This is a genomic window from bacterium, assembly GCA_016699125.1.
Lineage (GTDB): Bacteria > Babelota > Babeliae > Babelales > Vermiphilaceae > AWTP1-30.
Genome location: CP064961.1, coordinates 121,928 through 136,886, shown reverse-complemented (window position 1 = coordinate 136,886; position 14,959 = coordinate 121,928). Strand labels below are relative to the sequence as shown.

General features: G+C 38.1%; 12 protein-coding genes. 4 read left to right on the top strand and 8 right to left on the bottom strand.

All coding sequences use genetic code 11. From position 1 onward, the window contains the following. Window positions 1-11 precede the first annotated feature (11 nt). Window positions 12-1,406 (bottom strand): UDP-N-acetylmuramoyl-tripeptide--D-alanyl-D-alanine ligase, encoded by a 1,395-nt coding sequence (locus IPG37_00670; protein ID QQR53928.1) that lies wholly within the window; start codon window positions 1,404-1,406, stop codon window positions 12-14. 167 nt (window positions 1,407-1,573) lie between these two features. After that, entirely contained in the window at window positions 1,574-3,691 is a 2,118-nt protein-coding gene (locus IPG37_00665) for a DUF87 domain-containing protein (protein QQR53927.1), read from the bottom strand. Window positions 3,692-3,943: 252 nt separating this feature from the next. Here IPG37_00665 and IPG37_00660 point away from each other — a divergent pair, with 252 nt between their 5' ends. The 4 genes from IPG37_00660 to IPG37_00645 all read left to right on the top strand — a co-directional run bounded on the left by IPG37_00660 (window position 3,944) and on the right by IPG37_00645 (window position 9,934). Continuing rightward, window positions 3,944-4,252 (top strand): hypothetical protein, encoded by a 309-nt coding sequence (locus tag IPG37_00660; GenBank protein ID QQR53926.1) that lies wholly within the window; start codon window positions 3,944-3,946, stop codon window positions 4,250-4,252. A gap of 315 nt (window positions 4,253-4,567) precedes the next feature. Beyond that, a complete protein-coding gene (locus IPG37_00655; protein QQR53925.1) occupies window positions 4,568-6,361 on the top strand; it encodes a hypothetical protein in 1,794 nt (597 codons plus the stop codon). Between the two features lie 165 nt (window positions 6,362-6,526). Continuing rightward, on the top strand, window positions 6,527-8,335 hold the full coding sequence (locus IPG37_00650; GenBank protein ID QQR53924.1) for a hypothetical protein: 1,809 nt from the start codon (window positions 6,527-6,529) through the stop codon (window positions 8,333-8,335). Between the two features lie 24 nt (window positions 8,336-8,359). After that, on the top strand, window positions 8,360-9,934 hold the full coding sequence (locus tag IPG37_00645) for a hypothetical protein (protein ID QQR53923.1): 1,575 nt from the start codon (window positions 8,360-8,362) through the stop codon (window positions 9,932-9,934). A gap of 65 nt (window positions 9,935-9,999) precedes the next feature. Here the strand turns inward: IPG37_00645 and acpP are convergent, their stop codons facing one another. From acpP to rpmF, 6 genes are all read right to left on the bottom strand, one after another. Continuing rightward, on the bottom strand, window positions 10,000-10,248 hold the full coding sequence (gene acpP, locus IPG37_00640; GenBank protein ID QQR53922.1) for an acyl carrier protein: 249 nt from the start codon (window positions 10,246-10,248) through the stop codon (window positions 10,000-10,002). Between the two features lie 13 nt (window positions 10,249-10,261). Then, window positions 10,262-11,194, bottom strand: coding sequence for an ACP S-malonyltransferase (locus IPG37_00635; GenBank protein ID QQR53921.1), 933 nt, complete (start codon window positions 11,192-11,194; stop codon window positions 10,262-10,264). 17 nt (window positions 11,195-11,211) lie between these two features. Continuing rightward, the gene (gltX, locus tag IPG37_00630; protein ID QQR53920.1) at window positions 11,212-12,600 is read right to left on the bottom strand and encodes a glutamate--tRNA ligase; all 1,389 of its coding nucleotides are present in this window, start codon (window positions 12,598-12,600) and stop codon (window positions 11,212-11,214) included. 22 nt (window positions 12,601-12,622) lie between these two features. Further along, window positions 12,623-13,309, bottom strand: a complete 687-nt coding sequence (locus IPG37_00625) for a tetratricopeptide repeat protein (protein ID QQR53919.1) — start codon at window positions 13,307-13,309, stop codon at window positions 12,623-12,625. A gap of 82 nt (window positions 13,310-13,391) precedes the next feature. Continuing rightward, entirely contained in the window at window positions 13,392-14,456 is a 1,065-nt protein-coding gene (gene plsX, locus IPG37_00620; protein QQR53918.1) for a phosphate acyltransferase PlsX, read from the bottom strand. Window positions 14,457-14,480: 24 nt separating this feature from the next. Continuing rightward, window positions 14,481-14,747, bottom strand: a complete 267-nt coding sequence (gene rpmF, locus IPG37_00615; GenBank protein QQR53917.1) for a 50S ribosomal protein L32 — start codon at window positions 14,745-14,747, stop codon at window positions 14,481-14,483. Between the last annotated feature and the right edge of the window lie 212 nt (window positions 14,748-14,959).

Here is a 14,959-nt window from a genome sequence, read left to right as displayed (position 1 = left end):
AAATATAAAAATCAGTTTTTAGAGCCAAACTGCTCAACCAGATTACTCAGTCCAACGTCACGCGAACCCTTTACGAGCACAAAAGGAGCCGATAACATCTCTTGGTTGAGAATATCCACAGCCATCTTCCAATCAGGGACCTGTATAACTTCGACTGAAAAGGGTGCAGTTTTTTGGATCCAGCAGACCATTTTTCCAACAAGAATAACTTTCTTGATGGAGGGAACTTTGCGTAAAAATCTACCTATCTGTCTATGCCAAAATGGACTATTGATACCAAGGCCCAGCATATCACCAAGCACAGCAATTTTTTTGCCCGTGCCTTCAAGCTGCTCAAAAGCCATAAGTGCTGCTTTCATGCTTTCAGGATTGGCATTATAACAGTCATTAATTAAAACGCCACCACCAAATTTACAGCTCATCTCCTGAAAGCGACCCTCAACCGTCACGACCGACTGTATACCCTTGATAATCACCTCATCGGCAACACCAAGAAGCTGTGCAGCTGCAGCAACCGCTAAGGTCTGAAAAACAATACCGGCATGTGGTTTTTTTATGTTTAAAGTATATTTTTTATTATATAGTTTAATAATAAAATTAATCTGTGCACCGACAACCCTCACCTTTCTTGCTTGGATCTGGTTACTCATCTTTGCACCGAATTTTATGACAGGATGCAAATAAGATACATCGCTCAAAATTGACTGATCACCATTGATAATACCGATATTATCTTCCTTGAAAAACTTAAAAATATCCCTTTTTTCAATTGCAATATCACTCAAAGAGCCAAGGCCTTCCATATGTTGATGTCCAATATTGGTAATAATACCTATCGTAGGTCGAACAATGTTGGCAATCTGAGCCATTTCACCTCGATGAGAAATACCCATTTCAAAAATAGCAACCTTGTGCTGTGGTCGTATGCGCATAATATTTATAGCACTCCCAAGCAGTGTATTCTGATTATTAATTGATGCAATATTTTCAATATTAGCACTCGTTAATAAATGTGACAAAGCCTCTTTGGTTGACGTTTTTCCAACAGACCCGGTAATGCCGACTACTTTACCCTGATAAGCAGACCGCCATGCAAACGCCAACTGTAAGAGCGCATCAAAGGTACTAGGAACAATAACTATTAACTTTTCTTTGAGTAATGCCTTGTCGATAGCTGATAAGATATCAGCTTTATGCTGCTCTATAAAAATTCCAGCTGCACCCTTTTTTAGCGCATCTTCAAGAAACATATGTCCATCAACACATTTACCGTTTAATGGAATAAAAATATCACCTACCTGTAGCGTCCTTGAATCTATAGAAACAGACACTTCTTTAGGGAAAAAATACTGTTTAATAAAAACATTCGATAAAGAATGGATCAAAAATTTCTCATCAAATTGCATGGACACCCCGTCTTTTATGAACACTACTACCAATCTTTTTACGTAATACTATTTCTTACTCTAGATAACACACCATTGTATATTTTCCTTTGATTTGGGGAACAACATGTCCTTTTTTTTATCCTTTGTCAAGTAAAGAAATAAAAAATAAACATAGAAAAACAATATTAACGAACTACGCGCCTCAATTTTGAACCCTCAATTGGCATGATAATGCCCTGTTTTTCAAGTAGTTCAATAATTCGAGCTGATCGATTAAATCCTATTCGAAATCTTCTTTGCAATAAGGATATTGACACGGCCTGCTCCTGCTTAACAAACGTTATAACCTCTTTATAAAAATCAGAATCTTCTATCATATCAGGTAAGCTTGTAACAGAAGTTTCAACACAGTGTATATAAGAAGGTGAACCAAGTTTACGAATACAAGAAAGAAAAGACTCTAACTCATGCAGTTTGAAATATGAACCATGTATTCTATCTAACGTTCCAGCTGTTGGATTTAAAAAAAGCATGTCACCTTTGGTTAATAACCTTTCAGCACCACACACATCCAAAACAGTACGAGAATCAACCCGAGAAGCAACCCGCAAACAGATGCGTGCAGGAAAATTTGCTTTCACAATTCCAGTTACCACATCAACAGAAGGTCTTTGTGTCGCAATAATCATATGAATTCCGGATGCTCTTGCCATCTGTGCAATACGAATAATAAGCGTTTCAAGCTCTTTACCTGCAGTTAAAATCAGATCAGAAAACTCATCAATGACTATCACAACAAATGGCATTGCACTGCCTTTATTTTTATGCATTTGATTAAATTCATACAGACTACGCGCACCACAAGCGGCCATTTTTTCATAACGGTCCTCCATCTCTTGAACTACCCATTTCAAAACACGTACCGCTTCAGGTGCTTCAGTGACAATGGGAAATAACAGATGTGGTATATCTGCAAAAACCGAAAACTCAAGCCGCTTAGGATCAATAAGTATCAACTTCATTTTATCAAAACTATTTTTATGCAATAAGCTTACTAACATCGTATTGAGCACAACAGACTTTCCAGAACCGGTCGATCCTGCCAACAATAAATGAGGCAACACCGCAAGATCAACTATCACAGGTTCGGATAACACATTAACACCCAAAATTAATGGTAATAGCTTGTCACTATTGCAATATTGATCAGCAACAAACAGATCTGCAAACAGAATCAACCTTCTGGCAGTATGTGCAACTTCAAATCCAACTACCGCTTTTCCTGGAATGGGTGCCAAAATTCGCGTTGAAACTGACTCAAGAGCCATTGCAAGATCATCTTCCAATGCCATAATCTTACTCAACTTAATATCAATAGCTGGCTGATATTCAAACAACACAAGAATTGGTCCAATATGAACTTCAGTAACATGACCTTCTATCCCAAAACATGCTAATTTTTTTTCCAAAACGACTATCTTTTGATCAATCTGCAGAGCCGCTTGCTCTTCCATTTTGCTTGACACTACTGTCTCTGTAAAATGGGCAGCTGCAAGACAGGGATGATACCCACTCTTTTTTTCGTTCAACACCACATAGTGCTTGCCAGTTTTAACATGATTAGTAGAAATATCTGTTTGAATATGACCAAAAACCTCTTTTTGCTTAGATCTGGAATCCTCAGCCTGTAAATCGGTTTTTGTAACAGAAGACAACATTCGATATACATTTGATACTACACCCTTTAAAAACTGATAAAAGAAAAGAAAAAAAGCACAGAGCTGAAACAAAACTGTTTTTAAAACAAACAATAACCCCTCGATGTACGCACACTGATAAATCAACAGAATCAGTATAAAAAACAGTCCCTGAATAATGTAATCACAAAACGAAGCATGATCTTTTAACAGAGACGCAAAGAAAAAGCCAACGATTCCCCCTGCATCAAAAGAGAAAACCTGTAGTTGTTGGAACGAAGCCAGTGAAGATAGTATTGCAATACAAAACGGCAGACAAAACAAAGCGAAGAATCTTTCCCAAGGATAAAAACCGTTTTGAAAAAAATAAAAATACATCATAGCCCCACAAACAAAAGCCACTGCGTACATGCCAATAGAACCTACTAAAAAAAATAAGAAAGAACTAATTGCATTACAGATAATAAAAAAAGGATGTCCTTGACCAAAATTATCAGAAGCAGTCAAAAAGAAATTGTTTTCAAAACGATGCACGAAAACGGCAAACATAACCAAAACGGTAGACAACGCAAAAATAGAATTTTGCAAAAAAATATTTTTCAACATTAATAAGACCTTAATCATTCTTTTTTCAATCCTACAATATGTACAGAAATAATCGCAAGATAAGCAAGGCAAACTACAGCAGATTAAAAAATTGCTTTTTTTATAAAAAAATTTGAAACTGAATCAAAGACCGTATGATCAAAGATACTTTTAAAGTACTGTTTTTAATGACGGATAAAGAACTGCAATGTACAAATCATATGCCTCCCTATTCACATTTTTTTACTTTTAACCGTTACCAAAAATCTGGCCATGAATCTTACTTTGCACAATAGTTCTTACAATGAACCTATCTTAAGTGGTAGCTGCAAAACAGAAGTTGGCACTCTAATGCAACAACAGGATTTATTGATAGCACAAGATAAAGCGAAACTGATAAACAATCAGAATATTACACACAGACTAAACTATGAATGCGATCACATCGAAATTATAAAAGATCCTTTAATAACTGTTAACCAGCTTTCTAGATACTCAAAAGAATTAAAATCAAAAAATAACGACCCAATCGCATTCAAAGAGTCTAGTAAAATGAAAATTGGCTCTAGCTGTTTTAAATAATTATTCAAAACAGGGAAACTGCTCTACTGATGGCTTCTCCAAATCAAACATCTCTTTACAATTTTAAAAAAATCATTATATATTGTAGGAGGGTTAGATAAAGTATTTGAATTGCATGACTGAATCGATAAGATATTGCAAAATGTCCAAACAACTTTTTTAATAAAAGTTACGTTTGACAAGGGCAATATCACCATTGTAAGAATCGAAAGGAGGCCAATCGACCTACTAAAAAAAGGCTATACAACACGTCACTGTAAGATGTCTTATTTTACAGTTTATCTATCTAGTTCAGAGTAATGAGGAGTTAGTTTTATGAATACAATACGTATTAAATTTTTAGGTGCAGCAATAGGTTTTACAAGCATGCTGTCAGTAGTTGCAGATAGCAATAATAACAGCGCACCGTTTATAAATCTTCGTCCAGCATCACGCGACACTGCTGGCAAAATCGTCGGAACAACAAGTCATCATACAGCTATCCCAGAAATGGAAGCACTGTACGGTACCTTGTCCTCACGTTTTAAATATAGCGAATCTTTAAAATCAAGTGGAATTGCAAAAGCATTTTTAGGATCATCAATCGTTACTGGTACTGCTGACGATAATCAACAAGTGATTGTTTCAGGATCTGCTGTTGCTGGACGTGCATCAGGCGATCTACTTGCTGAAAACTTCTATCTTCCAAGAGATTTCAAAAGCACATTAACATTCAAGCCAAAAGTTCAACGCTTCCAAGTAGATTTCAATTTTTATATGGCTTTTGATGAATGGGTAGAAGGCTTGTACTTCAGAGCATTTGGACCATTTGTTCATTCACGTCATGAATTAGGCTTTAATGAACAGGTTAACAAAGCAGGTACCGCTGGATATGAGGCCGGTTTTTTTGATAAAACAGCGATCACCTCTGGCAACCTTTTAAGCTCATTTGCTGATTATGCAGCTGGAACAAAAACAGTAACCAGCTCAACAGTAAAAGCAAATGCATTGCAATATGCAAAAATAGACAATCAAAAACATTCAGAAAATGAGTTTGAATTGCGTTTTGAAGTCGGTTATAACGTTTTGTTGGATGAAGACTACCATTTTGGATTGAACTTCCAAGCAGCTGCTCCAACAAGCCGCAAACCACATGCAGTATTGCTTTTTGAACCAACAGCTGGTAACGGTAAACACTGGGAAGTTGGCGGTGGCGTAACTTCACATTACACCGTGTGGAGATCAGAAGATGACGAAAAACGCTTTGATTTTGTATTTGAAGCTGATTTCACTCATCTATTAAAAGCACGTCAAACACGTACTTTTGATCTAAAAGGTAAACCATTAAGCCGTTATGCTTTGGCTGAAAAAATGATGAAAAACGTTGACCTTGGCGCAGGAAATGCAACCACAAAACCAAACTATCAGTTCGCAGCAGAATATGCTCCCGTTGCAAACATCACTACCCTTGATGTAAAAACAAGCGTAGGCGTACAGGCAGACGTGGTTGGTATGTTCAACTTCACCTGCAGAGGCTGGAGCTTGGATCTTGGTTATGAGTTCTTTGGCGGAAGCACCGAAACAATCCATCAAGATACCGACGCCGATGACAAGCTGATCACCTTTGCTGCAAACACCTGGGCATTAAAAGGCCTTTCATCAGTGTACGGATTTGAAAGCACCAACACCATTGCATTGTCAGCAACAGACAGCGCTGCAACAGTAAACAGCTCAAAAGTAACAGGAACAACAAATATTGGAATTGATTCCGCCGTTGCAGCATACAACGCAACTAACAGTCAAGCATTAAATGATAAACCAAGTGGAACAGCAATCAATACATCATCAGCTCCTGTGTTAATTGCATTAACTGATATTGATTTTGAAGGCGCAGAAACCAAACTTCAATCACACAAAATCTTCACCCATGTAAACTACACCTGGATCGATCGTGAAGATTGGATTCCATTCATTGGTATCGGTGCTGAAGTTGAATTCGGCCGTGGAAGTCACCACAATGACAACGATGATAATACCTCTGCAACGGTTACAAGCAACATAAGCTCAACCGTAAATGGCGCGTTGTCCCAGTGGGGTGTATGGTTGAAGGGCGGATTGTCCTTTAATTAAAGGTAGATGTAACATTTTTTAATGTGTTAGATCTCCAAATGGTAAAGCAATAGTACTCAAGGCTGATTGGTGCATAATCAATCAGCCTTTTTTATTATCGATTGCGTTTTTTGGGCAAATGAGGTATACCTGGTCAAGAGTCTTTTAATCATAAAAAGGAGAGACATGCTTACCTCACTTTATAATCCACAGTTCTTGCTATTCATTGGACTCCTGTCTTCTGTTCAGCTTTTTGCAAACGTAACCCATTTTACATTTCGATCCGCAACACGAAACTATGCACGAGATTATGCAATCTATCAACCGACGCAAAACAAAAAAGGGCTCAATGGCAGACTATCCCTTGCTGGCGAATGGAATAGCAATTTTAAAGAAAGAACTATGAGCAACTGTCTGTTTGATGGTGTATTAAGTTCTGTTAATAGCAACGATGACGATAACATGAAGTTTATCTCAATTTCCGGCTCACAGATTACTGAACGCCTTGATACAGCACTGTTAGCCGACTATTTTTATCTGCCGCAAAATTTTGAAAGCATCGTCACCCTTCATCCAAAAATAAAACAGTTTGCATTGTCTCCATCCTTCAGATTAGATTTACACAGCTGGTATGATGGTTTATATCTTGCTGCACGAACCTCCTTTGTACATATGGTGACTCATTTAAATTTCAAAGAAACCGTGACGAATCAAGGCACACAAACACACCCTGCCGGCTATTTTGTTTCGGATAGTTTATTAACACCCGCACAACTACTTGCAACAGCATCAGACTATTTTGCAGGCTCAGAAATTCCAAATACAAGTCAAACGTTATTTGAACCGTTAAAATATGCAAAGATAAGAAAAGAAGCATTAAAACACAACGGTATGGCAGACACCATCATAACCTGCGGTGTCAACAGAGAATGGTCAGAAAAAACTACACTCGGTGCTGCATTTGAAATAACTGCGCCAACTGGAAAAAAGGTTCAAAGCACAGATCTTTTAGAGCCGGTAACTGGAAATGGACATCATTGGGAAATTGGTGGCAAACTGAACGGATCTATGCAACTGTGGCAGAATGCAGATCAAAATCAGAATCTTACTTTCGCTTTTGATGTCTATGTTGGCCATCTGTTCAGGACATCACAAATGCGTGTATTTGATCTGCAAGATAAACCACTGTCACGATATATGCTCGCAGGTGAACTTGAATCAGTAAATACAGTAGCTGCCGATACGTTGCAAACAGGAGCCGGAGAGGGTGCGGCAACCGGCAAAGCAGTTGGTTACCAGTTTGCAAAACATTTCTTACCTGTTGCAAACGCAACTGCACTAAAAGTTGATGTATCAAATAGTATTCAAACAGAACTGTTAGGCATGTTACAATACAGCCAGAAAAACTGGTCATTTAATTGTGGTTTTAACGTATGGATGCGCAGCAAAGATAAGATAGAGTTTTCCACCAATCCAACCTTTGATATCGGATTGAAAGGTGATTCACAGGTATACGGATTTTCAGCAGAGGATGCCATTCCATTATCGGCAACACAAAATAAAGCAACCATATTTTCAGGACTTAGATTTACAAAGAAAAACAGTCCAACAGACCTTGCGGTGGTACAAAATGGTCTGATTGACAATCCTGGTATTGCACAGATTCAAGATACAACTGGAACATCAGCCGCAACCGGCTTGACAAACGCACCGAACCTAGATCCCACAAAGGAAAGAGAACAAATCAAAACTTCTAATCCACCAGTATTTATTACCTTCAATGATCTTGATATTGAAGGTGCACGAACACAAGCCGGTTCATGCAAACTGTTTGCAAACACAAGCTATTCATTTGATGCAATACATGGATGGAATCCAACAGTTGGATTGGGCGGGCAGGTTGAATGGGGACACGCAAGCAGGGATAAAAAGATGTATCACCACACGCCGGTGTCACAATGGGGTATCTGGTTAAACTGTGCAGTAAGCTATTAAAAAAGGCCAAAGAAAGTCACATTGATGAACAACGTCGCAAAAAATACGCAACCCATTATGTATGTTATGCTAATCACCTTTTTAATAATCATGTACAGTCAACTGGGTGCACAAACCAAGCATGACACTATTTCATCTGTTAATCAAAACAAAACAGTTTACAGCGGTATTGGGCAGCTTTATCTACATCAAAACATCCAAAAGAAAAACATGACAGAATCACACTACCTTTGTTCCATCGATGTCACTTTTGAACACCTCTTTAAAAACGAACGGATTGCTGATCAGATATTTGGCTCCGATACCTTATTTATTCAAGGCAGCTCAGTTGTCAATCGCAACGATACCGCGCTTATTGCCGATTATTTTGGTCTTTCTCCATCGTTTTCGAGCACTGTACAGTTAAAACCGATCAACTATAACGTAACAGTTTCTACCATCGTTGGAACATTCCTGGACGTTATGCTGGAAGGAATGTACTGCTACACAGTAATACCATGGTCGTTTGAAAAATCTGGCATTCATATGCATGAAATTATCGACGCAGAAAACAGATCAACCGCGTTTCCAGCAGGAAACATAATCAACACACATCAAACGACCAGATCACCATATACCAGTTTTACCGATGCAGTGACCTATCCAAAAACAACTGGTAGTCTCCAACCGCTGCAAAACGGACTTTTGAAAGTCAAAAACAGACAAGGAGTTGGTGACATATCATGGGCACTAGGACTGCAATGGGTCAAAACTCCGATTCACAAACTGACCTCAGAAGTTCACTTTACATTTCCAACCAGTCGTCACTCAAAAAATAAAACAGTCTTTGAACCAATCTCTGGTAATGGAAGTCAGACAGTCATGGGCATTTCTGGCATATGGAATACGGAACTTTACAAAAATTTTGAAAGCACCATTGAGCTTTTTGTCTCTTGCACGCTTGCCCACGGATTTGGAAAAACGGAAAAACGCTCATTTGATTTTAAACAAAATGGCCCACTCAGCAGATATATACCCCTCAAAGAGTTCAATCAAGGCCAAGCAACAGGCAGCATTATTCCTGCAATCAATGTAACCACACTGTCATGCAAAGTGAGTAACGACATCATTTTTGAAGGCATATGCATGTTTGGCATGCAGTACAAAAATATCAACGGACACATTGGATATAACGGTTATATAAAAAGCCGAGACAAAATAGAACTGCAAGAAACAGTCACTCCAGAACGATACGGCATAAAAGGCACGCAAAATCTTTTCAATACAAGTACCAACACTATTGACAACACAACTGCAAGTACAACAACAATTACTACTGGATCTATCACTGATCAAGCAAGCTTTTCAGATCCCATTACCACATATATACAGACCTCAGATGTAAGTATACATTCTGCTCGAAATCCATTAACAGTGATACACAGATTTTTCAGTGCACTAGAATATCAACAGTTCATCACAGAAACGGTAAACTCTTTTTACAGAATCGGTACTGCAATCAGTTTTGATGGTCACCATGATCAGAATAAAAGGAGTGTGAAAAATCTACAAACTGCGTGTCACTGGAGCCTTGATGCAAACTTTGGATTAAAATTTTAAAGGAAGCACATTGCAAAATTTCAATGCACTTCCTTTAAAACATATAGTAATAAAAACTTTCTTGCCTACGTACGCAGTTTTTGCACATAATCAACTACTGCATCCAATGTATGCAATGTCTCTGCTTCCTGATCATCAATCTGTACTTCAAACTGCTCTTCGATCTTCATAATAATTTCGATCACATCAAGTGAATCAGCACCCAGCCCCTCAAGTGTCGCCGAGCCAGTAATTAATCCCTTATCAATGTTCAACTTGTCTGCAACTATTTCTGCAATCTTAGTAAATGTATCTAATCTGTTTTTTTCTGCCACTGCAACTCCATAGTTATTGATTATGTATTAATCGCTGTAATGCAAGTAAATCCGAACTTCTTCGTACCTCAAATATCTTTTTTTCAGGATATTCTTTTTTCAAAAGGTGATGTAACATAACCCTGTTTCCTATCTCTATAATAAGGTCATAATCTGCCAAATAAGACACAATCTTTGAATAGTATAAAGATCCATCAATATGACGCAACAATAAGTTTTTTGCTGCCGGTCCATCAAGTACCAACTCGCCATTTAATGCACTCACAAACGGAGTCTTCAATGGCCTAAAATCAAGTTTTTCTAAGTACATTTTTAATAAACGAACAATATCGATCATCATTGGAGAATGCAGACCCATTCCGATGCTGACATGCTCAAACTTAATGGCCTTTTGTCCATGTAAAAAATCGATCAGTCGCTCAAGCGCATCGCGATGACCAGAAACGATATGATCAGTACCTGAAAAACAGATACCAACAAATACAACCTCATTACCATTACTTACTGTAAGACATCCTTCTTGCAATAGCTCTGCAGGAACACCCATGATACGCAACGCTGAAAACTTACTTTTTTTAATAAAATCTTCGTAAAAAACACTGTATTTAGATAGAAAGTAAAGACCATCTGCAAGGTTAATACATTTTGCAACTGAAAGCGCTGCAAATTCACCATCACAATATCCTGCCAAAACAGATGGTATGATGCCTTCGTTTATCATCAGCAAACCAATTGCCGTGCTTACAAGAAATAGTGAAGGATAGGCATTATGGATTTTGCCAAGTTCAGCATCAGAAGAAGCAAAACATAACTTAACAAAGTTAAGATTCAAACAGCTTGACGCCTCTTCAAAATATTCTTGCACAAACCGATGATTATCATAAAAATCCTTGCCCATACCCACATATTGTCCTGAATACCCAGGAAAAACTACTGCAACCTTCATTACGCCCTACTCCTTTTTTATATAAATGGGACGTCCTCCAGTTTTTTCAGTCTTTCCAGCACCTCTTGCGTCGTAAGCAAATGTATTAAATCGCCTATACCAGGTCCGTGTAATTTGCCTATTAATGCAAGGCGTACTGGCTGTGCAACTAAAACGATTGGAACGTCCGCTTCTTTGGCTACCTCTTTAATAGTATTTGCAGAAATACCCTCCTTTAAAAATCGCTCCCTCACCATTGCTACATACTGCTTCATCTCTTTTGTAAATTCAGGAATAAGCACATTACCTTGACCACGCAATGTACCTAACTCATTCTTTAACTCTTCAAGCGTTATAACACGGCCCTTGAATACGTCAATCGCCTTTTCAATACGCTCTTGTGACCAACCTGGTAACAGTTCGCCGAACCTATACTCAAGCTCAGTGCACATATATTCATATAATGTGCGTGCAGACATATTTTTAATATAGAGTCCGTTCATCCAGTTGAGTTTTTCAGGATCAAAAATTGAACCTTTCTTACCCACGCCTTCTAATGAAAAATGTGTAATAAGTTCTTGCATAGAAAAAATCTCTTGATCTTTGTATGCCCACCCGAGTTTTGCCAGATAGTTAACAAGTGCTTCTGGTAAATATCCATGCTCCTTATAATCATTTACCGAAGTCGCCCCATCTCGCTTGCTTAATTTTGCCCCAGAAGCGCCCAAAATCATTGGTAAATGTGCAAAGAATGGAACCTTATATCCACAAGCATTATAAATGGCTATCTGCTTTGGCGTATTTGCAATATGCTCCTCACCTCGAATCACATGAGTAATTGCCATAAAAGCATCATCAACAACAACCACAAAATTATACACAGGAACACCATCGGTACGTACAATAATAAAGTCATCATACTGTTCAGGCGAAAAACTGATCTGACCTCTAATCAGATCATCAAAAATATACTCCGACAAAGACTCTGGCATACAAAAACGGATAACAAATGGATCTTTTTCATCATGTGCCGTTTGATTGTAAAAACAGTATCTATCATAACGAATAAAATCATTTTCATCAGTTTTGCCAAGGCGTGCTGCCAACGCTTGCTCCGTACAATAACATTTATATGCTTTTTTTCGCTCAATTAATGAGTCAATAACTTTAAAATGCTGAGCAAACCGTGTAGACTGAATTACCACCGGTTCATCAGGAATCAGACCCACCCATTCAAACGAACGCATCTGAGAATCAAAAAACGCTTCTGTTGAACGTTCAAGATCAGTATCTTCACAACGAAGAAGGTAAACACCGTTATTATGTTTTGCAAAAAGATAGTTAAACAACGCAGTACGCAACCCCCCAACATGGAGATGCCCCGTTGGTGACGGGGCAAAACGTACACGGACAGTTTTATGTTCCATGAATACTCACTAACGATGTAATTTATAAAAGTTGACCAAGTTTGACTCGTGCTAATGAAGACCAATATGAAGGCGCCGTCAACTGATTGTATGCCTGATCATCAACTAACTGCTGCAGAAGTTGTTTTGCTTTCTGTTGATCGTTATGAGCAAAATAACAACGAGCTGATTGATACAAAATCGCATCTTTAACTAACGGATCAGCAGACTTTGTAAGTTCATCAATAAGCACAAAGCCATCTTTTTGGCGCTCAGGTGCATCTTGATCTACAAGAATAAGCGCATATTTTAAGCGCAGCATGTCACGCAACGCATTATTTTCAACTCTCAGATTTTTCAACAGTTCTAACGCACCGTCTATTTTACCATCTTTGATCAGCACATCAGAAATGAGAATATCAAAATACGGAGCAATGCCCGACGCAACATGTTCACGTTTTTTTTGCTCAAAAAATGTGACTAACTCTTGCCAATCAACGGTTTCTTTTTTCAAACTAAACTCATCTAAACGTACAATACATTCAGACAAGGCCTCAAATGCTTTGCTGTTCTGAATGTTTCGATAAGCAGAATATCCATACCCTAAGCCACCAGCTACTAAGATTGCTAGAACAAAACCTAATACGTACTGAATATATTTCTGCTCATAGATATTGAAACTACCATTAAAAAGCTCTAATACTTCCTGTTTTATTGTTTGAAAATTCATAAAAATCCTACCATCTTTAACGTTAAACAAATCATGAAAGCAAAATTACCACAGGGGATAAAAAAGATAAAGAAAAAGCTTTTTACAGTAATCCTTTATCAACAAAATTCAGATTTGACCCTACAGACAAAGGGTTTTTTGTCAAACAGTCTTGTATTGCATTATTAATATTTGCAATAACACCGTCTTTAACCGTACGCTCAGCCAATAAAATAGCATTTTCTATCGCCTGTGCATTTGAACTACCATGCGCAATAATAACAGGTTTTTTCACACCAAGCAGCAAGGCCCCACCTGCATGGACATAATCAACACTAGATTTCAACTTTTGCAGCAATGGACCACTACAAGCAAGTAAAAAACGATCAAACAATGACTGCTCAGCATATTTTTTTAACATCTGCATCATCATATTAACCGTACCTTGTGCCGTTTTTAGCATTACATTTCCGATAAAGCCATCACACACTAGCACATCAACACCACCTTGGAAGATGTCACGCGCTTCAACATTACCAATAAAATTAATATCACGCATGCAAGAAAGCACTTCATATGCTTTTTTCACAGTCGAGCAACCCTTGTATGGTTCATGACCATTTGAAACAAGTGCAACCCGCGGATTCTTAACCCCCGTAGCATGTTGAACGTATATGGATCCCATCTGTGCAAACTGTACCAGATAGTCCGCCTTGCAATCGGTATTTGCTCCTAAATCAAGACAAAAGACCTGCGCACCACTTAAAGTTGGAAAAAAACCGGCTAATGCAGGCCTCAAAACTGCGTTGATTCGTCCAAGCTGAAACATTGCAAATGCATGTACCGCTGCTGAATTACCTGCAGAGACAAATGCATCTAATCGCCCCATTTTAACTGCATCAATTGCACATGCCATCGATGATGCTTTTCTAATAAGCATCTTTTTAATTGCAACCTCAGCCATATCAACAACATCAAAACAGTGCTCAACCGTAATAGGCAACCTTAATTGCCAATCTGAACATTCGTCAGAAAGAAGCTCAGCTACACGATCATGATCACCAAAAAGGGTTACCTTCACCCCTTTTCTTGCGGCAGCTACGGCACCTTTGACAACCGCAATGGGTGCATAATCACCACCCATTGCATCAACAGCTATTTTTGGCATGACTAACTATTCGGATTGAATGGTTTAAGAAGCTTCCGTTGCCGCATCAGGAGTTGTCTGCACACGTTTGGATGTTTTCATCTGTTTTAAAACTGCACGTGTTTCACTGCGATCGACTTTTGTTCTTAAAATCTTAACACCTTTGTAATGACCACATTGGGTACATATCGCATGCGGACTTAACGGACTGTTGCAGGTTTTGCAACCAACCACTGTTTTAACTTTGATACCTTTATTGGCAAATCTTTTATCACGACGAACACGAGAACGCTTACGTTTTGGTACTGGCATGGTAACCCCTTTGGATTTTGCAATATAATAACTTAGTTTTAAAAAGACGTCATATGAAGACTATAATAGCTTTTTTTAAAAAAAACACAAAGTTTAAACCCCACATTCTACTCTCTTTTATATCAGTAATTCTCTAAAAGATTTCCATACAACTACTTCTTTACTAGATTTTTTAAAACACTCAGCTAATAATAGAAAGTATATAAAACAGA

What these genes read in the sequence shown, in the direction of transcription:
- IPG37_00665 (QQR53927.1), bottom strand. Translation starts at nt 3,691, where the DNA reads ATGTTGAAAAATATTTTTTTGCAAAATTCTATTTTTGCGTTGTCTACC.
- IPG37_00635 (QQR53921.1), bottom strand. Translation starts at nt 11,194, where the DNA reads ATGAAGGTTGCAGTAGTTTTTCCTGGGTATTCAGGACAATATGTGGGT.
- rpmF (QQR53917.1), bottom strand. Translation starts at nt 14,747, where the DNA reads ATGCCAGTACCAAAACGTAAGCGTTCTCGTGTTCGTCGTGATAAAAGA.
- IPG37_00655 (QQR53925.1), top strand. Translation starts at nt 4,568, where the DNA reads ATGAATACAATACGTATTAAATTTTTAGGTGCAGCAATAGGTTTTACA.
- IPG37_00650 (QQR53924.1), top strand. Translation starts at nt 6,527, where the DNA reads ATGCTTACCTCACTTTATAATCCACAGTTCTTGCTATTCATTGGACTC.
- IPG37_00660 (QQR53926.1), top strand. Translation starts at nt 3,944, where the DNA reads ATGAATCTTACTTTGCACAATAGTTCTTACAATGAACCTATCTTAAGT.
- IPG37_00670 (QQR53928.1), bottom strand. Translation starts at nt 1,406, where the DNA reads ATGCAATTTGATGAGAAATTTTTGATCCATTCTTTATCGAATGTTTTT.
- IPG37_00645 (QQR53923.1), top strand. Translation starts at nt 8,360, where the DNA reads ATGAACAACGTCGCAAAAAATACGCAACCCATTATGTATGTTATGCTA.
- plsX (QQR53918.1), bottom strand. Translation starts at nt 14,456, where the DNA reads ATGCCAAAAATAGCTGTTGATGCAATGGGTGGTGATTATGCACCCATT.
- gltX (QQR53920.1), bottom strand. Translation starts at nt 12,600, where the DNA reads ATGGAACATAAAACTGTCCGTGTACGTTTTGCCCCGTCACCAACGGGG.
- IPG37_00625 (QQR53919.1), bottom strand. Translation starts at nt 13,309, where the DNA reads ATGAATTTTCAAACAATAAAACAGGAAGTATTAGAGCTTTTTAATGGT.